Annotated in this window: 21 protein-coding genes and 1 pseudogene; 17 read left to right on the top strand and 5 right to left on the bottom strand. The window is 69.2% G+C overall.

The genetic code is table 11. The features are described 5' to 3' along the window. The first annotated feature begins 123 nt into the window (after nucleotides 1–123). The 4 genes from ACFYMC_RS11275 to ACFYMC_RS11260 all read left to right on the top strand — a co-directional run bounded on the left by ACFYMC_RS11275 (nucleotide 124) and on the right by ACFYMC_RS11260 (nucleotide 4,426). Nucleotides 124–1,416 carry a hypothetical protein gene (locus ACFYMC_RS11275; protein ID WP_388522255.1) on the top strand — a complete coding sequence of 431 codons (1,293 nt, stop codon included), beginning with the start codon at nucleotides 124–126 and terminating at the stop codon, nucleotides 1,414–1,416. Nucleotides 1,417–1,625: 209 nt separating this feature from the next. Further along, the gene (locus tag ACFYMC_RS11270; RefSeq protein WP_388522252.1) at nucleotides 1,626–2,234 is read left to right on the top strand and encodes a plasmid mobilization relaxosome protein MobC; all 609 of its coding nucleotides are present in this window, start codon (nucleotides 1,626–1,628) and stop codon (nucleotides 2,232–2,234) included. Then, complete coding sequence (locus ACFYMC_RS11265; protein ID WP_388522249.1) at nucleotides 2,231–3,934, top strand: relaxase/mobilization nuclease domain-containing protein; 1,704 nt, start codon at nucleotides 2,231–2,233, stop codon at nucleotides 3,932–3,934. Before ACFYMC_RS11270 ends, ACFYMC_RS11265 begins: the two co-directional genes overlap by 4 nt. A gap of 111 nt (nucleotides 3,935–4,045) precedes the next feature. Next, nucleotides 4,046–4,426 (top strand): hypothetical protein, encoded by a 381-nt coding sequence (locus ACFYMC_RS11260; RefSeq protein WP_388522247.1) that lies wholly within the window; start codon nucleotides 4,046–4,048, stop codon nucleotides 4,424–4,426. Nucleotides 4,427–4,666: 240 nt separating this feature from the next. Here the strand turns inward: ACFYMC_RS11260 and ACFYMC_RS11255 are convergent, their stop codons facing one another. The 3 genes from ACFYMC_RS11255 to ACFYMC_RS11245 all read right to left on the bottom strand — a co-directional run bounded on the left by ACFYMC_RS11255 (nucleotide 4,667) and on the right by ACFYMC_RS11245 (nucleotide 8,359). Further along, nucleotides 4,667–5,869, bottom strand: coding sequence for a damage-control phosphatase ARMT1 family protein (locus ACFYMC_RS11255; protein WP_388522244.1), 1,203 nt, complete (start codon nucleotides 5,867–5,869; stop codon nucleotides 4,667–4,669). Between the two features lie 187 nt (nucleotides 5,870–6,056). Continuing rightward, nucleotides 6,057–6,971 carry a phosphotransferase enzyme family protein gene (locus ACFYMC_RS11250; RefSeq protein ID WP_388522241.1) on the bottom strand — a complete coding sequence of 305 codons (915 nt, stop codon included), beginning with the start codon at nucleotides 6,969–6,971 and terminating at the stop codon, nucleotides 6,057–6,059. Next, nucleotides 6,968–8,359: a helix-turn-helix domain-containing protein gene (locus ACFYMC_RS11245; RefSeq protein WP_388522238.1), complete on the bottom strand. Its 1,392-nt coding sequence runs from the start codon at nucleotides 8,357–8,359 to the stop codon at nucleotides 6,968–6,970. The genes ACFYMC_RS11250 and ACFYMC_RS11245 overlap by 4 nt, the downstream gene beginning before the upstream one ends. A gap of 163 nt (nucleotides 8,360–8,522) precedes the next feature. Here ACFYMC_RS11245 and ACFYMC_RS11240 point away from each other — a divergent pair, with 163 nt between their 5' ends. From ACFYMC_RS11240 to alaS, 8 genes are all read left to right on the top strand, one after another. Then, nucleotides 8,523–8,726, top strand: a complete 204-nt coding sequence (locus ACFYMC_RS11240) for a hypothetical protein (protein ID WP_388522235.1) — start codon at nucleotides 8,523–8,525, stop codon at nucleotides 8,724–8,726. Beyond that, nucleotides 8,723–8,887, top strand: coding sequence for a hypothetical protein (locus ACFYMC_RS11235; RefSeq protein ID WP_388522233.1), 165 nt, complete (start codon nucleotides 8,723–8,725; stop codon nucleotides 8,885–8,887). The genes ACFYMC_RS11240 and ACFYMC_RS11235 overlap by 4 nt, the downstream gene beginning before the upstream one ends. A 176-nt stretch (nucleotides 8,888–9,063) precedes the next feature. Further along, a complete protein-coding gene (locus ACFYMC_RS11230; RefSeq protein ID WP_388522230.1) occupies nucleotides 9,064–9,897 on the top strand; it encodes an aspartyl/asparaginyl beta-hydroxylase domain-containing protein in 834 nt (277 codons plus the stop codon). 54 nt (nucleotides 9,898–9,951) lie between these two features. Further along, nucleotides 9,952–10,824, top strand: a complete 873-nt coding sequence (locus ACFYMC_RS11225; RefSeq protein WP_388522227.1) for a hypothetical protein — start codon at nucleotides 9,952–9,954, stop codon at nucleotides 10,822–10,824. Continuing rightward, nucleotides 10,821–11,420: an LOG family protein gene (locus tag ACFYMC_RS11220; RefSeq protein ID WP_388522224.1), complete on the top strand. Its 600-nt coding sequence runs from the start codon at nucleotides 10,821–10,823 to the stop codon at nucleotides 11,418–11,420. The genes ACFYMC_RS11225 and ACFYMC_RS11220 overlap by 4 nt, the downstream gene beginning before the upstream one ends. Then, nucleotides 11,417–11,968 (top strand): orotate phosphoribosyltransferase, encoded by a 552-nt coding sequence (locus tag ACFYMC_RS11215; RefSeq protein ID WP_388522222.1) that lies wholly within the window; start codon nucleotides 11,417–11,419, stop codon nucleotides 11,966–11,968. The genes ACFYMC_RS11220 and ACFYMC_RS11215 overlap by 4 nt, the downstream gene beginning before the upstream one ends. Then, a complete protein-coding gene (locus ACFYMC_RS11210) occupies nucleotides 11,965–12,639 on the top strand; it encodes an HAD family hydrolase (protein ID WP_388522219.1) in 675 nt (224 codons plus the stop codon). Before ACFYMC_RS11215 ends, ACFYMC_RS11210 begins: the two co-directional genes overlap by 4 nt. Before the next feature lie 219 nt (nucleotides 12,640–12,858). Continuing rightward, complete coding sequence (gene alaS / locus ACFYMC_RS11205; RefSeq protein ID WP_388522217.1) at nucleotides 12,859–15,513, top strand: alanine--tRNA ligase; 2,655 nt, start codon at nucleotides 12,859–12,861, stop codon at nucleotides 15,511–15,513. A gap of 76 nt (nucleotides 15,514–15,589) precedes the next feature. Here alaS and ACFYMC_RS11200 read toward each other — a convergent pair whose 3' ends face one another. Next, nucleotides 15,590–16,138: a GNAT family N-acetyltransferase gene (locus ACFYMC_RS11200; protein WP_388522215.1), complete on the bottom strand. Its 549-nt coding sequence runs from the start codon at nucleotides 16,136–16,138 to the stop codon at nucleotides 15,590–15,592. A gap of 97 nt (nucleotides 16,139–16,235) precedes the next feature. On the opposite strand from ACFYMC_RS11200, the gene ACFYMC_RS11195 reads away from it, so the two are divergent. The 5 genes from ACFYMC_RS11195 (at nucleotide 16,236) to ACFYMC_RS11175 (ending at nucleotide 21,374) form a co-directional block, all read left to right on the top strand. Beyond that, nucleotides 16,236–16,988 carry a creatininase family protein gene (locus ACFYMC_RS11195; protein WP_388522212.1) on the top strand — a complete coding sequence of 251 codons (753 nt, stop codon included), beginning with the start codon at nucleotides 16,236–16,238 and terminating at the stop codon, nucleotides 16,986–16,988. A gap of 206 nt (nucleotides 16,989–17,194) precedes the next feature. Then, nucleotides 17,195–18,775 (top strand): Eco57I restriction-modification methylase domain-containing protein, encoded by a 1,581-nt coding sequence (locus ACFYMC_RS11190; RefSeq protein ID WP_388522209.1) that lies wholly within the window; start codon nucleotides 17,195–17,197, stop codon nucleotides 18,773–18,775. 12 nt (nucleotides 18,776–18,787) lie between these two features. Continuing rightward, the gene (locus ACFYMC_RS11185; RefSeq protein WP_388522206.1) at nucleotides 18,788–19,621 is read left to right on the top strand and encodes a PaeR7I family type II restriction endonuclease; all 834 of its coding nucleotides are present in this window, start codon (nucleotides 18,788–18,790) and stop codon (nucleotides 19,619–19,621) included. Between the two features lie 217 nt (nucleotides 19,622–19,838). After that, nucleotides 19,839–21,017, top strand: coding sequence for a DciA family protein (locus ACFYMC_RS11180; RefSeq protein ID WP_388522203.1), 1,179 nt, complete (start codon nucleotides 19,839–19,841; stop codon nucleotides 21,015–21,017). Between the two features lie 60 nt (nucleotides 21,018–21,077). Beyond that, entirely contained in the window at nucleotides 21,078–21,374 is a 297-nt protein-coding gene (locus tag ACFYMC_RS11175; RefSeq protein WP_388522200.1) for a hypothetical protein, read from the top strand. 377 nt (nucleotides 21,375–21,751) lie between these two features. Here the strand turns inward: ACFYMC_RS11175 and ACFYMC_RS11170 are convergent. Further along, nucleotides 21,752–22,121 (bottom strand): annotated as a pseudogene (locus ACFYMC_RS11170) (tyrosine-type recombinase/integrase); the annotation flags it as partial. Nucleotides 22,122–22,198 lie beyond the last annotated feature (77 nt).

The following is a 22,198-nucleotide window of genomic DNA, read 5'->3' as shown; positions in this document are numbered from 1 at the left end:
CCGTGCTGCCGCGCCCTGGCCTCGTAGCACCGGCCCCCACCGGCGCCGCCTACCCACCTCCCCGCATTCACCACACCGCCCGCCCGCACCCACATGGCGCGGCGGGTCTCTGGAGACCCCTGCATGACACCACTCGCCCTGCCCGTAGTCGGGCAATGGAACGCCACTTCCCTCGCGCTCACCGCGCTCGCGCTGACCTGCTCCGTGCTGCTGATCATGTGGCTGGTCAAGCAGCGCACACACCGGACCAGCGGCAGTCGCAAGCCCGGATCGCCCGCGGTCATCGTGGCCGCGCTGGCCGCGGTCGGCTGCACCGCCTACAGCGCGGACACCAGCTGGCGGTTCGCGGCCCACTACCTGGACATGGGCGGCACGGCCGAACGCGCCGCCATGTTCGCCGCCGCGGAGTTCGCCCTGTTCGCCACGGCGCTGCTGGCACGGCAGAACCTCCACGGCCCCAAGCAGGCACCAGGCTTGCCGGGCACCCTGACCTGGGTGATCACCGCCGTGCAGGTAATCCCCGCGTACGCCGAGTCCGGCCTGATCGGCGGGACCGTGCGAGCCTTCGTGGGCCCGGTTCTGGCCGCGGCGCTCTGGCACGAGGCCATGGGCATCGAACTGCGTCTCCGCAAGCCGGAAGCCGCGTCCCACAGCGTCCTCGCCAAGATCGGCCGCGAGATACGCGAACGCCTCCTCTCCCGCCTCGGCATCGCCGTACGCGACCGGGACGCTGCACAGATCACCCGCGACCGTGCCACCCTCAAGGCCGTCGCCCTGGCCACACGCCTCGCCGAACTCACCCCGACCAAGCGCAACCGGTGGCAAGGCCGGCGCATCGCACGACGGCTCTCGCAGGCCGTCGCCCAAGCCTCGGTGGCCATCGACGACCGCCAGCGCCAAGACCTACTGCGGCAGCTCGCCGCCCGCCGTCACGCCACAGCGCTGGCGACCATCGAGCTGCCTTCACCCTGGGTCGAGCCCATCCCGGCCCGGAACACCGCGCTCCCCTCCGAGCCGACACCTTCACCCAGCCTGTCGGGAGCAAGCCATAGCCCGGAAGACGAGGACGCTTGGGAACACCCCGACCCCGACGAGCGTCCCGACTGCCCGCCGCCCACATCCGTGCAGCTCCACCCGACCCTGCACGAAACGCGCCCCGCCCGCGACGGCTCGGAGCCGTCCGCTGAGGAAGGCGACCTGATGGCGCAGCGCTACGGTCGCCCTCCCGGCGCCGAAATGGACGAACTACTCGCCATCGGCCGCCAGGCCATCGCCGTGCACGGAAAGGCCACCCGCTCCATCTTGCGGAACGCCGTGCGTGACGCGGGGTTCCCCATCGCCGAGGACCGGCTCACCGAGCTCCGGACACGCCTGCTAGCAGAACTGAACGCCGCCACCAGCGCTCCCAGCGGCTGACCGGATATCCGGTCAGGCACGGAACGCCGAAACGGGAACCTACGGACCAGCGGCTCCTGCTGGTCCGTAGGTCTTCCACTCGCTCAGCCACGCCGGCAGCAACCTGGCACGCATACCTCTCGCTGCCGTGCGCCAAGCCCGCCCCCGGCTCCTCGCCCAGCTCACCCCCATCCACATCCACCTCCACCTCCACCGCAAGGAGTTCCTCCATGCACGATCAGCCCGCTCTCCCCTCCCCCGACGACCAGCAGCACGCAGCCTCGACATCAGCCACCGACCGGGCAGCAAGTTGGAGGTTCGGACACTCCCCCGCAGGGGGCGCGTCCGAACCCGAGCCCGCCCCGGGGGTGGCGAGCACGGTCCCGCGCCAGGGGGCACGGGACGGGGAGGCGGCGGCCGAGGGCGGACCGCGGCCGGACAGGCGCCGGGGCAAGCCCCGTGTCCGCGCCGGCAAGCAGCGCCCCGCCCACAGCGTCCGCCTCACCGAGCCCGAGTACCTGCGCATCGCCGCCGGCGCCGATGCCGTCGGCATGAGCGTCGCCGGCTTCCTCGCCACCTCCGGCCTGGCCGCCGCCCGCGACCTCGACCGCACCGCTGCCGTCATCGCCACCACCCAGGACGTCCTCACCACCCTGTTCGCGCTGCGACGCCAGCTCGGCATCGCCAACAACAACCTCAACCAGGCGGTCAAAGCCCTGCACCTGGGCGTCGCCCCCGAAGGACTCGACGACACCATCGCCGCCGTCCTCCGCGCCGCCGAGGACATCCGCCGCGTCACCACCCGTATGACCAACCCCGAAGGAATCCAGGCCGCTTGATCCCGTCCATCCACAAACAGGGCACCAGCACCGCCGGACTGATCGCCTACCTCTACGGCGCCGGCCGCAGCGAGGAGCACACCGACCCGCACCTGGTCGCCTCCTTTGACGGCCTCGCCCCCGACCCCGGCCGCGACCGAAACTCCACCGAGGAGGACCTCCAGCAGCTCCTCGATGAACCCCTGCACCTCCTCCCCGCCGACAGGCGACCGGACAAGCACGTCTGGCACGCCTCCGTTCGTACCGCACCGGGCGACCGGACGCTCACCGACGCCGAGTGGGCGGACATCGCCCATCGCGTCATCGCGGCCACCGGCATCGACCCCGGCGACGGCGCGGGCTGCCGCTGGGCGGCCGTCCGCCACGCCGACGACCACATCCACCTCATCGCCATCCTCGTCCGCGAGGACGGCCGCAAACCCGACCACCACCGCTCCGGCCAGCGCGCCCAAGCCGAATGCCGCCGCATCGAAGCCGACTACGACCTGCACCGCGTGGCGCCCGGAGACGGCACCGCCGCCAAACGCCCCACCAGCGCCGAACGCCACAAAGCCAAGCGCCAGGGCCGGGACCGCACCGCCCGCGAGGAACTGCGCGAGACCGTCCGCCGAGCCGCTGCGGGCACCGCCTCGGAGACGGAGTTCTTCGACCGCCTCGCCTCCGCCGGCCTCCTCGTCCGCCGCCGGACCGCCCCCTCCGGCGACACCCTCGGCTACACCGTTGCCCTGCCCGAGGACCGCAACAAGGACGGGCTGCCGGTCTTCTACTCCGGGTCGAAGCTCGCGCCCGACCTCTCCCTGCCCCGCATCCGCGAGCGCTGGACCGGTGCACCGACCCAGCCGACCGCGGTCCCGGCGAGCGGTCCCGCGTTCGCCCGTCGGCTCGCCACCGGTGCCCTCTGGCAGGCCGTCCTCCTCATCGACCACGGCGGCGACGGGACTGTGGCCGCCCAGATCGCCTCCGTCGGCGAGGTCCTCGACGCCCTCGCCAAGACCTCCGCCGCCCACACCCGCCACCAGCTGAGCCAAGCGGCCACCGCGTTCGAGCGGGCGGCCCGCTCCCACGTACGCGCTGAACGCGGCCACGACCGCGCCCTGCGCCAAGCCGCCCGCGACCTCATCCACAGCGGACCAGCCCTGGGCCGGGGCGAGGACGGCGCCACCACCGCCATGGTCATCGACATGGCGTTCTTCCTCGCCACCGCCGCCGCCACCTGGCACTACAGGAAGCACCACGCCCAGCAGGCAGCAGCCGCACTCCAGGCTGCGGAGCACCTGCGCGCCGCCTACGGGGCAGCCGCCACCCATCCCATGGCCGTCCTCCGGCGGCGAGGCCAGCACCTGGCCCTGCGCGTGCAGCAGCGGCAGGCCGACCTTGTCCGCCAGGCGCTGCCTGAGCTGGCGGAGCAGGTTCTGTCCGAACCCGGCTGGCCCGCCCTTGCCGCCACCCTCGACGACGCCCGAAATGCCGGCCATGACCCGGCCGCCCTGCTGGCCGACGCCACTCGCCGCCGCGAGCTCGACACCGCCACCTCGATCAGCGACGTCCTCGTCTGGCGGCTGCGCCGCAGCGCTCGCCTGCCCGCCGCCCCCGACGCCCTGCACACCCCGGCCGCCCGAGGCAGCCGGCGCACACCGCCTGCGGCGCGCGCCGCACAGCAGGCGGCGGCGCCTGCGACCGACTCAACCCGGCGGCGCTGACCAAAGAAGGGCGGATGAAGGTAACCGACGATCCCCGGTTAGCCAAACCGGGGATTCTCCAGACCCTTGAAGTACAGCCCCACCCACCACACCCTCCCCAGGAGCACCCGTATGCCCGAAACCGAAATCCGCCCCCACATCGTCGCCCTCCTCTGCGACTCGAACTTCAAGTACCGACGCGACACCAACACCTGGTCCCACATAGACGGCCGCCCCTTCACCAAGGAGGAACAGGCCACCGCCTTGCACGCCACCCGCGCCGAGTTCGAAGAGTTCGCGGCACAGCACAGTCGCTACATGGAATACACGCGGACGCTGGAGGAGGCCCCGGAATCCCTGAACCGATTCCTCGCCCCGTTCATGGACCAGCTCACCACGAAGACTCTCGGCAACGCCGTCGAGCTCATGACCAAGGACGAGAAGGCCGAGTTCGACCGACTGCTCGGCCTCGTGATCGAGCCACCTCGCCGCTTCACCCCGTACACCTTCTGACCAACGCCGCCGGGGTCAACGCACTTCAGCGTTGGCCCCGGCGGCATGCTCGCGCATCAGTCGGGCTGCATCGCGCCCTCGTCCCCGAGGGTGCCAGCACGTCGGTGATCTCCTCGGGCTTGAGGTCGATGCCGAGTACGGCCGACGGCAAGAAATCCGCTCGCGCCACCCGCCATCCGCCTGTCGCCGAGGTGGCCCACTGACTCAGCACTACCCGCGAGGTCACCCCGCCCAAGGCACCTACCGACGCACCTGGATCAGAGCGTGCGTCCCGCTCGTACGCCACGCCGTGCCCGATCGCTCCAGAGAGTCCAGCGCTCCGGCTTCCAAGCCGGCGACTACGTCGGACTTCAGCGTGCGCAGGGCTGCGACGGCCCCCGGAAAGTATCCGGTGAGGTCGGCGAACGGCGTCGTGGCGTCCCAATGCCTGTCGCCCACCAAGCGGCGGTAGTTGAGGTCGCCCTTCAGGATGGTCAGTGCGGCGCCCTCGAACTCGCTGCGGAGGTCCGCGGGCATCTCCTCGTACGGCAGCGGCGCGCAGAAGAACGGGTGCGAGCGGACCTCAAGGGTCCCGGCCGCCATGGCCTTCCACAGGCGGCCGCCGATCCCGCCTGCCTCACCCGAGGCATCGGTGAGACGGCGCAGACAGTCGACCACATCCGCCGTCATCGCGTCGGAGACGTAGTACGGGTAGGGCTTCACGTGGAGCACTACCCGTTCGGCGCGACCGTGTTCGAGGAGGTGGTCGATGAGGATCAGGTCCGGGATCAACTCGCGGCCCGCGTTGTCCGCCACAACGGCGACGGTCGAGGCGGCCCCGGTGGGCAGGAGCTCCCACAGCAGAGCACTGTCGTCGGCGACCAGGGTCGAGGCTTCGGGGGCATCGGCGGCCGGTTCGCCCTCCACCACACGGAAGCCGAGGTCTGCGCGGTTGCCCCAGAGCGAGGCGTGGAGCAGGGCCGTGGCCCGTTCGTCGACCGCCACGTCGGCCAGGGCGTCCAGGGCCCGCAGCTCCTCATCGACCGCCTCACCACGGAGTTCAGCCTGCTTGAACGGGGCGAACGGGTCGACCCCACCCCACGGGCCGGTTCCGAAGTACCCGACGGCAGCGAGGAGCTTGCGGTAGAAGTAGCTCTCCGCCCACAGGAACGGGGCGTCGTACCAGGACTGCCAGAAGCGCCCTTGCCCCCAGCCCATCCAGCTCTCGTAATCGTGCTCTCTGTCGGCCAGCGGTTCGATGGCGCCGTGGGTGATCTCGTCCAGCAGGGCATCGAGGGCGTCGTGCTGGCGGGGGCCGTACGGGAACGCGTCCCGTACCTGCTTGATGAGGGCGGGGTGGCGCTTGGCCATCACCCCCCAGGCGAACGAGCCGGGCTCGTTGCTCAGGATGACCTGCGCACCCGCCGCAGCAGGTCCCGGAGCGCGAGAGGTCGTGTCTGCCATGGTGTCCACAGTCCTTCGCTTCTTATCACGCTTCCGTGATCCTCAGTGCCACGACGCCGGCCGCGCTACCCACCAGCACCTCGCCCATCGCGAGTACCCCACGACGGTCGCCGGGCGTGAGCGTATGGCGACCTCGGTGATCGCCGTTCAACAACCCGCGGCCTGGGCGTCGCCGGTGTCCCTGCCGTTACGGCACCGCAGTCCACCTCCAGGGCCGCTGCCCCTGAGCTCCCATGAGGCATTCGATTCGGTACTGGGTCTCGTGGCGGGCATGGGGATGGTCGGGGTGCTCGGTCGTGATCCGGGCTGCGTAAGCCGTCATCCGGAGTTCCCTGATGTCCCGCAGGACCTCGTACCCGTCCCAGGAGGTGACGTCCGCTCCGTAGACGGTGCAGAAGTCCTCGTAGTCCTGCCGGGTGATGCCGCTGGTGGACGTGAGTTTCACGGCGGTCGACGTCAGGTCCCACTCCCGCGGGCCGACGGTGAAGCTGTCGAGGTCGAGGAGGTAGGCCGTGCCGTCGTCGGCCGAGGCGACGTTGCCGACCCAGGCATCCCCGTGCAGGACGCATCGAGACAGGCCAGGGCTCTCCACGAGCTGGTGCCATGCTGCTTCGAGCTCGTCGGTGTAGCCGTACAGCCATTCAAGTTCGCGCTCGCTGATGGCCTTCGCCTGGTCGAGCCTGGTACGGATCTTCCCGAACGGTTCCAGCGGCTCAAGGTCGAAGTCCGGCTCCGGAAGGGCATGGAGGGCCTTCAAGAGGTGGGCGACCTCGCGGACGTTCCCGTCCCGGTGAGGCGGAAGTTCCTCCCAGATGGTCACGGCCCGGCCGTCGATGGTGATGGGTTGGTCGAGACCTGGGGCGGGCCGTACGGCGGGGATGCCGTGGCTAGCGAGCCAGTTGGCGACGGCGATTTCACGCGCAGCAGCGGGAGTGCCACCAGGGCGGGAGATCCGGGCCACCAGCTGCCCGGGAAGCCGCCATATCGCGTTCTCCGCGATCCTGATCGGCTCGGCGCCCTCGGTACCCAGCCCGAGGGCACGGCAGACCTCGGTGAGGACTCCACGGGAGACGTGAGCGCTGTCGGCGGGGGCGAGGGTCACGTCTTGATCGTCTCCTTGATGCGGTCGCGCAGCTTGACCGCCTCGGGGGTCGTTCGGTGCACGGCGGTGAGCCGAGCCAGGTCCTGCATGCCGTCGGCTGCCCGGCGGGAGTGGAGTTTCACGACTTCGTCAAGGGCCTGATGCCCGATGGCGACGCCTTCATGTGGGTCTCCGGTGGCCATCGTGAGAGAAGCCAGCTTCGTCATGGAGAACGTACGGGATCGCACGTACGCCTCTGTGTGCCCATCAATGGCCGTTCTCAGGCGGTCTGCGGCCGTGACCGGCCTGTACCCGACGGCAACGAGGTCGTACAAGGCGTGCCCGGTGTCGCCCGCGTGCTGGGCGGCATCGTAGTAGGCCATCCAGGGCGGGTCCTCGCCGGGACGGGCCTGTGCGAAGGCATCGTCTGCCTGTCCGACCGCCCGCAGCGTCGCTTGCACGTCGCCGGCCTTGGCCAGCGCGCGGGCTTTCGCGGTGTGGAGCATGGCCCGCTCGGTGCCGGTGAGCCGGTTCTCGTGGGCGAGCCCCAGTTCCGCGTACGTCAGGCCGGAGTCACAGGCCCCGAGCCAGACGGCCTGACGTGCTCGGTACGAGTAGACCTTGGCTCTCAGGTGCCACTGGCCGGCCTCTTCCGCACAGGCGGCGGCGAAGGCGAAGACGCGACGGGCGTCGTGGTGGGCGTGGGCGTCGAAGTCCGCCGCGCCCACGACCATGCCGAGTCGGGCGGCGGCTGCGAAGAGGCTGGCCCGCATGGGTTCTGGGCAGGGCAGTTCGAGGAGCGCCGACGCCCAGCGGAGTTGCGCTTCGGCGGCGGTGCGGACGATGCCTCCGCCGCCGTAGTGGTGATCCCACCCCGCGAGCACTGTCGCCGCGGCCTCGACCTGCTCGATGTCCTCGGACCGGACGGCTGAGGGCAGACGGGAGGGCTCGGCGGGCTTGATCAGGTGGGATAGCGGGGTACCGCCTAACAGGGCTGCGGCCCCAGAGGCGCCGAGGAAGGAACCGCGGTCCCCATGGCTCCCGTCGTCGGTGGCGCTTCCAGTCATCGGCGGCGCAACGCCTGGGAACCCCGGTGGGCCCAGCAGCGCAGGGGCTACCGTCGCGTTGTACGCATCGCCGACTGTGTTGTCCGCATCAGTGCCCGTGCGCAGGCACAGCCACGCCAGGATCCCGCCGGTGTCCAGTGCGTCATCGAGGCTGCGCGCCAACGCCAGGTCACAGGGCCGCTCGGCCTTCTCGATCTTCGCGATGGTACTGGCGCTGACGTGGACTTCGAGCGCCAGCTCCCGTTGTGTCTTCCTCCGGACCTTTCGCCAGTGGCGCAGGTGAGCACCGAACCAGTCCTGCGGAGACCTGGTCGGATCCAGATTCTTGGACGGCTGCGGCACGTTCGCTCCCTTCCCCCTGATGCGTACACCGGCGCCGTACACATCCACTCCTGGCCCCGCAGCGCAGCGGACGCGCAAGGTTCTTACCAAGTAAACGGCCCAACCACCCACGCTCTGCGGGCTTTTCGGATATCCCCCGCTGCTTCTTCGTCATGGAGGTCCAGTGATCGGCTACGCCACACCGAACCGGAGCGACATCACGTACAACCACGACACCGAGCGGGTCTCGATGCCCATCACGCTCCACCACCTGGACGAGACCACCGAAGGCACCACGCTGGTGCTCACTCCCGGGCAGGTGGAGCTGTTCCACGGCCAGCTGTCGCGGGCCATCGAACTCCGCGAGCAGCAGCAGAGTCCCCGGTGACGGACCAGCCCCACGACCGTCTCGGCACGGTCCTCGCGTGGCTGTGGGCCCTCGGTATGGCCGCCGGATTCGGCACCCTCGGCGCCGCCACGGTGCACGCCGACCACACCGATGAGGCGGCCTCCGCCTGGTCGGCCCCCGACGCCGACGCTCCGGCCTGAGCAGACCTCCTGCCCGGTGCCCTTCAAGCGGGCACCGGGCGGGGATGGGCGCCCCACGGGTGCGTATTCGAAGCGCGATATCGGTCGATGCGGTCGCAGCAACCGCTCAACCGAACCCATGCAGCACCACATGGTTACCGGCCCGCACACGCAGGGCCGCCAACGGGAGGGAACTGATGGACAGCACCTTGACCACCCTGGCCGGGCAGATCGCCCAGCTGGACAGCATCGACTCCACCCGGCTTGAGCGGATGCGCCACGAGGCCCTGACCGCCCCGGCCCCCTGGAAGGCGGAGTACAGCGCCTACCAGTCGGGCGGCTGGTGGACCACCTCACTCATGAACGCCTCCGGCGACGCGGCCGATGTGACGATCGGCGACTGCACCGCCAAGCCGACCGACCTCCTCACGCAGATGCCGGCCACCACCGCGCTGCTGGGCGAACTCGGCCTGAACTACATGTGGGTGCGGCTCGCCAGGCTTGAGCCCAACGCCTTCCTCTGGGAGCACCGCGACTACGACGACCTCGACAAGATCGAGCGGCACCGGCTGCACATCCCGCTGCACACCAACACGTCCGCGTTCCTGGTCACCGGCGGCGCGAAGGTACACATGGCAGGCGGGCGGATCTGGCGGCTGACGCCGACCTACGCCCACGGTGTGTGCAACCTCCTCGGCCCCGAGCGCGTGCACCTGATCGCCGACGTGTACGCCGACGACGCCTACGAGCGGCTGGCCCGGCGCCCGACCCTCCACCCGGCCGCTGCCGAGCCCCTCCCCGACGCGGACCCGATGGTGCTCGCCGAACGACTTCAGGCCGCCCGGGGCATGGTCGCCCTGGGCTACACGGAGGCGGCCGAGCGGATGCTGCTGCGGCTGTTCTACACGTACGCCCTGCCCGAAGGCGCGGTCTACGACCTGCTCGTCGAGCTGCATACCTCGCTCGGCGACGCGGAGGCCGCCACGCGGTGGACGACGGCGAAGAACCGGCTCCTCGCCCTCACGGCCTGACCGACCGCCCGTCTCGCACGGTTCACCCCGCCCGAATCCGAACGGAGGACGAGCATGTCCACCCTGCAACTGACCGCACTCACTCACGCCAACCGACCGGCCCAGCTCCCGCTCCTGTCGAAGCTCGCCGACATCCTGGCCACCTCCCCTGCCGTCACCCACCTGCTGGTCCGTGGTTCGCTGGCGCACGGCACGGCCGACCGCCTGTCGGACGTCGACTTCGTCGTCGGCGTCCACGATGCTCAGCTGCCCGCGTTCGCCGAAACCCTGGACGACCTGATGTCCGTCGAGGCCGGCGCCCTGTTCCCCGGCTGGCGCGACACGATCGTCGCCGACCTCGGTGGGGTCGGCATGGTCTTCCTCGTCCCCGACGACGGCCGCCTACAGCAGATCGACCTCTACCTCGCACCGGCCTCCCGTCTCCCGGACCTGCAGGCGAGCATCGCCACCGCCTCGCTCCTCGACCGCCAGCCGGCACCGGCCGGAATGGACGAGGTCGCGGTGGCCGAGCGCTTCGCCATCGAGTTCGCCGCCCGGCCGCGCACCTGCACCGAGCTGGTGATCGAACACCTCGTACTGGCCGTACTGCTGCACAAGCGCATCAAGCGCGGTCAGCGGTTCGTCGCATACTCCGAGTGGCATCGGCTGCATACCGCGACGAAGGACCTCATCAAGGCCGCTCTCGCGCCCACCTCCCGGTTCTGGGGTTGGTACCAGCTGGGCGAGGAGATCGCCGTCACCCCGATCGGCCGGGCCTGCGTGAGCGACCTCAACGTGGCAATCAGCGGACCGGCGGTCCCGCTGGCCACCGACGTCAACGCGGCGATCGAGCGGATACTCGCCCTCGTCGACCGGGTCTGCCCCGAGGCACTCGACGGGCTGCGGGACGCAGTCGACGCCTACCGCGCCTACCAGGAGCTGGTGTGAACGCACCCCACCTCGCGGGCCCGGCCACCAGCCCCACCCGCGAGGGCCTGACCGCCGTCTTCTTCGGCGGCGTCGTCCCTGCCTCCACCGAGGAGGAAGACCTGGCCGAGGAGATCGGCCGGGCGCTCGCCCAGGCCGGGTACGCGCTCCTCCACGGCGGCTACAACGGCCTGATGGAGGCCGCCGCACGAGGAGTCGCCTCCCAGGGCACCACCGTCACCGCTGTCACTCTGGCGGGCAAGCACGACGCGTGGGGAGCGTTCAATCCGCACACCACCACGTCCATCCACCTGCCGGATCTCGGCGCCCGTCTCCAGCACTACCTGGAGAGCGCCGACCTGATCGTCGCGATGGGCGGCGGCGTTGGCACGCTGCACGAGCTGACCGCTGCGCTCTACTACGCGACCACGGTCCGACCCGTACCGGTCTGCCTCGCCGGGCCGACCGCCCTTCGCCTGCTGGCCTTCCTGCGCGAGGAGAAGTGGCTGTACGAGACCCCGACCCGCCCACTCGGCTTCCTCACCGTCGCCGATACCGACGACGCCTTCCGGGCCCACCTCGCCGTGCTCGACACAGCCCCGATCGGAGGAGCATGACCACCAGCACGTCACTGGCCGGCCTCACCGCCCGGCTCGCCGAAGCCTCCTGTGTCAAAGGTCCGTTCGACCTCGCCAACGGGGAACAGCTGGACACCTACTTCGACGAGTACCGCCTGGCCGCCGACCCTGCCCTCCTGCGTGACACCGCCGCCGCCATGGCCAGCCTCGTCCCCGACGACGCCCAGCTGCTGGCCGGCATCGAGCTCGGCGGCGTCCCGCTCGTCGTCGCCCTGTCGGCTGTCACCGGCCTGCCGGCCGTGTTCCTGCGCCGGAGCCCCAAGGGCTACGGCTCCCGCCGCCAGATCGAAGGAGCCGCCCTCGACGGCCGCCGCACCGTTCTCGTCGACGACGTTGTCCGCTCCGGCGGCCAGCTGCTCGCCATGACGAACACCTTGAGGGTCGCCGGAGCCCCGGTCACCGACGCATTGTGTGTGCTGGAGCGCCCGCTCGGCGGTCGGGTGGTGCTCGCCGAGCACCGTGTCACCCTCCGCTCGCTGCTTACCGAGGTCGACCTGTCGGCACCCCGGCCGGGTGACGCCTCATGAAGCGAGCCGTGCTCTTCGACCTCGACGGTGTCCTCGTCGACAGCCGGGCCGCCCAGCTCGCCACCCTGGCAGGCTTCGCGACCTCCGCACTCGACCGCCGCGTCACCATCGACGACCTCCCGCCCGGAGCCGAGACCATCCCGCGCGAGCAGGTACTCGCCCACCTCGGGCTGGACAGATCGATCGACGAGAGCCGCTGGGACGCGGCCAGCGCCACGGCCACCCTCGTCGCCAAGGTCTTCCCGTTCGTAGGCGAGACACTCACCGAGCTGCAGGCCGCCGACGTCGCGACCGGCGTCGTCACCCTGCGAAGTCGCCGGTGCCTGCACTGGCTTCTGCCGCCCGACGTCATCGACTTGCTGGACACCGTCGTCTGCTACGAGGACGCAACGCCGAAGCCAGCGCCCGATGGCCTCCTCCTTGCCCTCGACCAGCTCGGGGCGGCTCCCAGCAACGCCGTGTTCGTCGGAGACACGGATACCGACATACACGCCGCCCGAGCCGCAGGTGTGACAGCGGTCGGCGCGGGCTGGGGCTTCGCCGGGCCCCACGCGCTCATTCGAACCGGCGCTGACCTCGTCCTCGCCGAACCAAGGGAACTGAGCTCCGCACTGCTCCGCCTGGTCGGGGGTCCACACCTGAACGGATTCCCCGGCGATCTTGGCTCCTGATCCGCTACGCTTGGTGGTGCAGTCGCAGCGGACCGTTCCGTCCATGTCGGCTGCACCACCTGTGAGCAACGGATCAGGAGTCATGGTCTACACCGTGGGGGCGCGAGCTATCTGCGTCGAGCTGGAGAACTGAGAACCCCTCAGTCCCTGTTCTCGGCCCGGCTCGGCGTGTGATCAACCCCCACCTCTCCACGACTCTTCCGTGAGGGCCATAACGCCATGCGCTCGACGCAGATCCGCTCCACCTTCCTGGACTTCTTCACCTCGCGCGGCCATCGCCAGGTCCCGTCCAGCCCGCTCATCCCCTCCGACCCGACACTGCTGCTGGCCAACGCCGGTATGAACCAGTTCAAGCCCTACTTCCTGGGCGAGGTCACCCCGGAGTACCCCCGCGCCACCACCATCCAGAAGTGCGCCCGCACCTCCGACATCGACAACGTCGGTCGCACCAACCGGCACGCCACGTTCTTCGAGATGATGGGCAACTTCTCCTTCGGCGACTACTTCAAGGCCGCCGCCATCGCCTACGCCTGGGAACTCCTCACCCAGGGCTACAACCTGGAGAAGGACCGGCTCTGGATCACCGTCTACGAGGACGACGACGAGGCCGAGCAGCTGTGGCGGAAGATCGGCGTCCCCGCCGAGCGCATCCAGCGCCTGGGCATGGAGGACAACTACTGGTCTATGGGCGTCCCCGGTCCCTGCGGCCCCTGCTCTGAGGTCAACTACGACCGAGGTCCCGCCTTCGGCCGCGAGGGCGGACCCGCCGTCGACGGCGAACGCTACGTGGAGATCTGGAACCTCGTCTTCATGCAGTACCAGCGCGGCGAGGGCGACAAGAAGGGCAACTTCCCGATCCTCGGCGAGCTCGCCCAGCAGAGCATCGACACTGGCCTCGGTCTCGACCGCCTTGCCGCGATCCTCCAGGACGTCGAGAACGTCTGCACCACCGACCTGCTCATGCCCACCCTGAACACCGTCCGGGAGCTTGCCGGCCGCGACTACCCCGGCAGCGGTGACGAGAAGGTCTCCTTCCAGGTCGTCACCGAGCACGCCCGCTCCATCGCCTACCTGATCGCCGACGGCGTCCTGCCCGCTAAGGACGGCCGCGGATACGTCCTGCGCCGCCTCATGCGGCGGGCGGTCCGGCATGCCCGTCTGCTCGGCATCGACCAGCCCGTTCTCGCCCCCACCACGGCCAGCGTGATCGCCAACCTCGGCGACGTCTGGCCCGAACTCTCCGACCAGGCCAACCTCATCGAGCAGGTCGTCGCCGCCGAGGAGGAGTCCTTCACACGTACCCTCACACAGGGCACCCGGCTCCTGAATGCCGCGATCACACGCACCCGGGAGAGCCGCTCCGGCTCACTGCCAGGCGAGACCGCCTTCGAACTCGCCGACACCTACGGCTTCCCCCTGGAGCTGACCGTCGAGGCCGCCCACGACGCCGGCCTGACCGTCGACGAAGACCGCTTCGCCACGCTGCTGGAAGAGCAGAGGAAGCGCGCCAAGACCGGCGGCAAGGCCAAGACCGCCGAGGCCCTGCGCCGCCAGGACACCTACCGGGAGCTGTCCGCCCACCTGCCGCGCACCGACTTCCTCGGCTACGAGCACCTCACCGCCGAAGTCACCGTGCTCGGCCTGATCTCCGACGGGGCCGTCACCGCCAGCGCCCCCGAGGGCTCCGACATCGAGTTCGTCCTCGACCGCTCGCCTTTCTACGCCGAAGCCGGCGGCCAGGTCGGCGACACCGGCACCCTGCGCACCGAAGACGGCACCCTGCTACGGATCACAGACACCCGGTACGGCCTGGAGGGCTTCCGCGTCCACAGCGCCCGCGTCCTCGAAGGCGAACTCCGCACCGGGGCGACCGGCGAAGCCGCCGTCGACGCCGACCGCCGCAAGGGCCTCATGCGCTCCCACTCGGCAACCCACATCCTGCACGCCGTCGTCCGCGCCACCCTCGGCGACCACGCCCGCCAGCAGGGCTCCCTCGTCGAGTCCGACCGCCTGCGCTTCGACTTCGCCCACTTCTCCGCCCTCACCCCCGAGCAGCTCGCTCGGATCGAATCCGCCGTCAACGGCCATGTCCTCGACGACCCGGCCGTCCGCGCCTGGCACGCCGACCGCGCCCAAGCCGAGGCCGCCGGCGCCATCGCCCTGTTCGGCGAGAAGTACGGCGACACCGTCCGCATCGTCGACATCGGAGACTTCTCCCGCGAACTGTGCGGGGGCACCCACGTCGCCCACGGCTCCCAGGTCGGCGCCTTCCGCCTGCTCAGCGAGGGCTCGATCGGTTCCAACCTCCGCCGCATCGAAGCCCTCACCGGCCACGGAACCCTCCGCAACCAGGACACCGAGCGCCACCTGCTCGACGAGGTCGCCGCCCTCCTCGGCGCGCGTCCGAAGGACGCCCCCGAGACCCTCCGCAAGCGCCTCGATGCCCTGGCCGCCGCGCAGAAGCAGCTCGCCCGGGTACGTGACGCCGAGCTGCGGAGCCATGCGGAGCAGCTCGCCTCCGCGTCCCGCCACGTGCCCGGTGGACGGATCATCTCGCAGCGGGTGCCGGGCCTCGGGGCGGACGACCTCCGCACCCTCGCCACGAACGCCGTGAGCCGCCTCCGCGACGACCGCGCCGTCGTCGTCCTGGGTACCGAGCGCGACGACAAGGCCCTTCTCGTCGCCGCAATCACACCCAGCCTCCTCGGTGCGGGAACCCAGGCCGCCCACATCCTCGCCTCCGCCGCGCGCACGGTCGGCGGCGGAGCAGGGGGCAGCGGCCCCGTCGCCAGCGCCGGAGGCCGCCGCGTCGAAGCCCTCGACGAGGCCCTGACCGTCGCCGTCCAGGAAGCGACCCGCGTTCTCGCCCAGTAGGACGCCGGGCACGGTGCAGCACGCTGCAGGCGGACGTCCCCCGCGGGGCCGCCGTCTGCAGCTTCGCCCCACGTGCTCAGCAGCCCAACAGAGCCTTCGCCAGAACGACGCTCTCGTAGTTGGTGACGTCCCACCGCCACGTGCCCACCGGCACGTAGCCACGTCGGCGGTACCAGCCGACGAGCTCGGTTGCCTTGGCCGAGGTGTCGATGACGACCTGGGCGGAACCCAGCGCCGCGATCCGCTCCTCTGCGAGATCCATTAGGCGCTGCCCGAGCCCAGTGCCCCTCTCCGACGGGTCCACGGCCAGTTGCCAGAACGAGCCGGCGGTGGCTGGCGCGGGGTACCCCTCCGGAACCGCGTGAGGAGCCGCCACTGTCACCGTGCCGACCAGCGCGTCCCCCCGGCGTGCGACCCAGCACTCCCCCTTGCCCAGACGGTTGGCTGTGTCCTGCAAGGACTGGTAGGAGGCGAAAAAGATCCTCCCTGCGGCGGCGTGGTCGGCGTACGCACGATGGAGCAGCCGGGTCAGCTCCTCTACCGAGTCATCCTCGGCAAAGCGCCGCACGACAACGGGTGCGTCGGGGCCAGTCCGCATCAGTGGACCGGCTGATCGCAGGGTCACAGCAATCAGTTTGCGCCGGATGTCGCCCTGCGGCCTGTCGAGTCATCGGCGCACAGGCTGGTGGAAGTCTCCAGGCCCGGACACGGGGCTGCACACAATGAGGGACGTCGCCCTGTCACCGACCAGAGGGAGTGTTGTGAACCTCTTGCCGACCACCACCAGCACGGACGTCCAGGAACAGCAGCCCTGCGTCGCCGTACTTCCAGTCGGCTCCTTCGAACAGCACGGCCGCTACCTCCCCCTGATCACCGACACAGCGATCGCCTGCATCATCAGCCAGGAGATCGCTGACGCCTACCCGGTCCACCTGCTCCCGCCCATCACCATGTCGTGCAGTCACGAGCACGCCGCCTTCCCCGGCACGGTCAGCATCAGCGCGAAAACCCTGTATGCCGTGATCGACGACATCCGCGCGTCCCTCGCCCGCTCCGGCATCCACAAACTGGTAATCGTCAACGGCCACGGTGGGAACTACGTCCTGTCCAACGTCGTCCAGGAGGCCAACGTCGACGGGCCTGCGGTCTCCCTCTTCCCCCTCGGAGCCGAGTGGGACCGAGCCCGCGACAACGCCGGGCTCGTCTCCGACCGCCACGCCGACATGCACGCTGGCGAGATCGAGACATCCGTCCTTCTTCACGCGGCGCCCGAGCTGGTGCGGGACGGGTTCGCCGATGCCGACCATGACGGCGGCAGCCGTCCCTTCCTGCTGGTCCAGGGCATGAGTGCGTACACCGAAACCGGCGTGATCGGCTTCCCATCCCACGCAACCGCGGCCAAAGGGAAGGCCGTCCTGGAAAGCCTGGTCAGCAGCTTCGAGGGCCATCTCAGGGCAGTGGACGAGACAGGTTGAGGTGAAGGAAGGGAGTACGGTCACGGTGGTACGGGACGAGGATGACTCGACCCAGCGGCCACCCATCCGTGGAGATTGTCGGCGGCCGGAACCTCCCCTTGTAAGGTCGGAACGTGGCCACTCTCTCGCTCTCCGACGACCTGCAGGACCTCCCAGACCTTCCGGCGGAGGCTCTGGAACACGGCGAGGTCTTCACTCGGCGCTGGGTGGTCGACCTCATTCTGGACCTGCTCGGCTACACAGCCGATAAGGATCTCTGCGCCGTGAGGCTCGTCGAGCCGGCGTGTGGCGGAGGCGCTTTCCTCGGGGCCGTCGCTGCACGGGTCAGCGCCTCGTGCCGGGCTTATGGCCGCCCCATCACGGACGCGCTCGACGCCGTGCAAGCGTTCGATCTGCTGGACCGCAACGTGCGGGAGAGCCGCGATCGGGTCGAGACGGTTCTGCTCGATGCGGGCGAGCGGCCGGAGGAAGCGCGGAAGGCAGCCGAAGCTTGGATCCAGCAGGGTGACTATTTGCTGCAGCCGGAAATCGGGCTCCGCGCCGACTACGTCGTGGGGAATCCCCCGTACATCCGGCTGGAGGATGTACCAGACGAGCGGATGACCGCCTATCGCAACGCCTGCTCCACAATGGGTGGCCGAGCCGACGTCTACGTCGGGTTCTACGAGGTCGCGCTGCGAAGCCTCAGCCCCGACGGACAACTGGGGTTCATCTGCGCCGACCGCTGGATGCGCAACCAGTACGGCCGCCGCCTTCGGCAGCTGGTGACCAAGGCGTACAGCATGGATCTCGCCCTGGTCATGCACGACGTGGACGCGTTCGACGACCAGGTTTCGGCTTACCCGGCGATCACTCTCATCTCGAACCGGGATCAGGGTGAGGCCGTCGCCGCGGACACGACCAAGTCCTTCGCGGCCGGACAGGCCAAGGAATTCGCCGCATGGTACGTGGGCGGGCAAACCTCGACGATTACCACGGCCGCCTTCCAAGCGGCCCGCATGCCGCACTGGTTCCCCGAGGAGGACTCGTGGCCGACCGGTTCTCCAAAGAGGCTCGCAGTCCTCGAAGACCTCACCGAGCGCTTCCGGCCGCTGGAGGACGTGGAGACCGGCACCAGAGTCGGCATCGGGATCGCCACCGGCGCCGACAAGGTCTTCCTCACCAGGGATAAGGGCCTGGTCGAGGAGGAGCGCCTGCTGCCCATGGCTATGGTCCGGGACACGACCAGCGGCGCGTTGAAATGGGACGGCACGTTTCTGGTCAATCCGTGGGCTGCGAGCGGCGAGCTGGTGGACCTCACTGCCTATCCCCGCCTCGCCTCCTATTTCAGGGAGCACGGCGACGCCCTTCGCAAGCGATACGTCGCGCTCAAGCAGCCTCAGCGCTGGTACAAGACGATCGACAAGGTCGACCACGGCCTCTCTCGCCGCCAGAAGCTGCTGTTTCCGGACATGAAGCTGAGGATCCACCCCGTCCTCGACGAAGGTGGCCTGTACCCTCACCACAACCTGTACTTCATCGTCTCGGACGTCTGGGACATGCGCGTACTCGGTGGCCTGCTGCTGTCCAAGGTCGCGGAGGCATTCGTGGAGGCGTACGCGGTCAAGATGCGAGGGGGAACCCTTCGATTCCAGGCCCAGTATCTCCGCAAGATCCGCGTACCCGACCCGGCGGCGATCAGCGAGAGCGATCGGGCCGCTCTGGCGGAAGCCTTCGACAGGAGAGACGTGGAGGCGGCCACAGACGCCGCCCTGCGCGTCTATGGACTTGCCGGGCTTCCCGACTAGGAGCAGAGCGCCTTGGCCGTCAACCGGCAGGATTTCGACCGTGCAGTTGCCGCGTACTGGGCGATCAAAAAGAGCCAAGGCGAGAGCTCAACCCTCAACGGCAAAGTCGGCGCTGGCACAGCCGGCAATGTCCGGGGCGGCGCGCACTTCGACCCCATCGCCAACCTCCTGTCCCAGTTCTTCCTCGACGCGGGCTACCCGGCGAGCTCCATCCGCGTGACGGTTGGCGACCACCTGGAACTCCCCGGCTACTACCGCCCACAGAAGCGCTGGGACGTCGTCGTCTCCTACGAGGACACCCTCGTAGCTGCCTTCGAACTCAAGGGCCTCGGATCGCCCTCCTTCAGTAACAACTACAACAACCGTGTCGAGGAAGCCCTCGGTAGCGCTGTCGATGTCCGGCGAGCCCGGCTTGCCAAGTTCTTCCCGGGCGAGCGGCCTTGGCTGGGCTACCTGTTCATCATGGAGGACGCCCCGAAGTCGCAGGCCCCGGTTGACATCGCCCAAGGAACGGCATTCCCGGTCGAGGACATCTGGCTCGCGGATTGCTGTCTGGCAGCTGGTGGCAAGCCGTGCGGCCTGCCGAAGAAGAAGACGCTGCACGGGAAGTCCTACCAGGAGCGCTACGCGATCTTCTGCGAACGCTTGGTCGAGAAGGAGATGTACGACGCGGTCTGCTACATCACCTCCTCACCCGAGGCGCCGACGGCCAAGGAGCCGTCCTCTCAGCTGGACTGGGCACACTTCTCAGCCGCCATAGTGGGACGCATCACATACCTGAAGGAACTCGGCATGCCGAAGCCCCAGTCACAGTCACAGGAAACCCTGTTTCCCGAGCTCGCCTAACCTGACCGCGCTCCCGACCTGAGCCCGGCCGGGTTAGCCGGACCAACGCGCAAGCGCTGCACTTCTGTTGCCTTCCCTCCGTCCGGGGCCATCCGGACGGAGGTCATCAGAGCGTTCTGCCACAGGTCAGGACAATGGCCTCAGCCGGACGGGGTACGAGCAGCTGGAGAATGCGATCGGGGGCCGCAGCGACACCACCACGAGGGGGAACACACCCATGGCCGTCAGCCAGAGACTCCGCTTCGAGATTCTTCGACGTGACTCCCACACTTGCCGCTACTGCGGGGCTCAGGCTCCCGGCATCCGGCTCACAGTGGACCACGTCATACCTACTGCCCTTGGCGGCCCCGACACCCCGGACAACCTCACCACCGCCTGTGAGGACTGCAACAGTGGCAAGTCTTCCGTACCCGCCGAGGCCCCGGTCGTGGCCGCCGTGCGGCAGGACGCCGAGCGCTGGGCAAGGGCTATGCGCCAGGCTGCCGAAGAGGCAGAGCAGGACCATCGGGCCCGCCACGAGTACCGGACGGTGTTCGCCGAGGCTTGGGCTGCACATCCCGCCACCCGCAACGCGAAACTACCCACCACCTGGGGCAAGAGCGTGGACGCCCTGGGCGCCGCCGGCCTGCCAGGCTGGGCACTCGCCGACTCGGTGGAGACCGCAGCCGCTCAGGCGGAACGTCGCAAGATCACCATCGACAGCGTGTTCAGGTACACCTGCGGCGTCGCCTGGAAGAAGGCGAAGGCCCTGAGTGACAGGGCCCTCCAACTCGTGGGCTCAGAGAGCCCGGCGCACAGCCGAGACGGCTACGACCACAACACCGCATACACCGCACTATGCGACATCGCCCGGTTCCTTGAGGGCTCGCGGTGCACCGAGGTGCCCGAGCACACGGTCGATGCCAGGGAGACCGCCGCACTGTTCGCCGTGATGCTGGCCGCCACCTCCATTGACTGTTACGTCGAAGAGGGCACCATACGGAAATCAGCGCCGCCGCCCGTGCCGAACCTCAACAGGCCCTGGTGGGCTCACTTCATGGCCGGCCATGGGAGACCGGACCTGGAGGCGTGGCACGAAGAGGTCCTGGATCTTGGGGAGCAGCCTGACGACGAACAGGACCCCGCCCGGTGGGTGACCCTGGACGCACGCCCCCACAGCTGCACCATGGCGGAAGAACTCTCCTACGGCTGGTGGCGTGAGGTCGCAGGCGAGGAGATCGCGAAGGAAGTGACGCCCGTCTGCTTCAACGAGGAGACAGGCATCCTGCACCTGCACGCGCCGAAGCGGGCATGGGCGACCCAGATCAAGCGGCTCGCCGAACAATTGATCGCCCGACTGGACTGCGAGCCAGAGGCCCCGAAGGTCATATCGCTCCTGTTCACCGTCAAACCGTAGGACCAGGGCGCCGGCCCGTACGATGCGCTCCGGCGCGACCACGACCGTGAGGACACACTCTTGATCACCACTTTCCTGTCCGGGGGCACACGGCATGAAGTCGCCCGCGAGCAGGTTCAGCAGGCCGCAGCCCGCCTGGTCCCCGCGCACAGCGAGACGTTCAGCAAGAACCAGGCGTGGTTCGCGCTCATCGGCGGTGGCCTGCACTACGTCATCGACCTGCTCGACGCGGCGACCGGGCACCGGCCCTCCAACGTGGAGACGGCCCGCCTCGCCCTGGACGCGCTTGGCTTCCCCGTGCTGTGCCTCGCGTACGGCAGTCTTCTCGCCGATGGGCACCCCGCCCACCGCGAGTAGACACCAGCTCTACGACGCGGGCCGCGACCAGAACCCCAAGTGATGCGGCGCCCAGGCAGCTGTGCACACGCAACGTGACATGCATCGGCCGCCGGCCGCGCCAGCAGTACGGGAGTGGGAGAAATCTGGGAGAAGAAGTTCTCCCAGAGACCCCGCGAGACCACTCCAGACCCACCGACTCCAACGCCCTGACCTGCGCAAATGCCATTCACACTGATGTGGATCTTGGTTGGACGTTCTTCGGGACGAAGAGGTCGTGGGTTCAAATCCCGCCACCCCGACAGCCGAAACACCAGGTGAGGCACCTACTGAATCAGTAGGTGCCTCACCTGTTTCTGCCTGCGTGTCTATCTGCGTGACTACCGCTCCACGCGTGTCTACGGCCGCTGCGGGTAGGCGCCGAAGATCCCGTCCATGACGACGGCACCGGTCTGGATCACGGGCCGGATCTGCTTCCGGTAGACCTCCTCTGTCACAGCCGTCCCCGAGTGGCCAACGAGGCGGGAGATCACTTCCAGCGGGACGCCACGGCTCGAGAGCAGAGACACGAGGCTGTGCCGGAACTCCTGGGGGCGTCCACTCATCGGCGTTGGTCCCGTCGATGTCCTTGCCCCTGGCGGAAGCACGGCGGACAGTGGCCGCGTCGAGCGGCTTGCCCACAGCTGAGGAGAAGACGAGCCCGCGCTCCTCTCTCTCCTCAGCGGCGAGCCGATCCCAACGCTGATCCTCGAACTGCTGCGAAAGAACTGCGATGCAGCATCTCCTTGAGCGGGTTCTTGGCCTTGATAATCGTCTTGCCGCTCCTCCGCCTGACGATCCGCTTG

Source organism: Streptomyces sp. NPDC006879 (genome assembly GCF_042869595.1).
Classification (GTDB): domain Bacteria; phylum Actinomycetota; class Actinomycetes; order Streptomycetales; family Streptomycetaceae; genus Streptomyces.
Note: the sequence above shows the minus strand (reverse complement) of the source record. Positions and strands in the feature narration are given on the sequence as shown.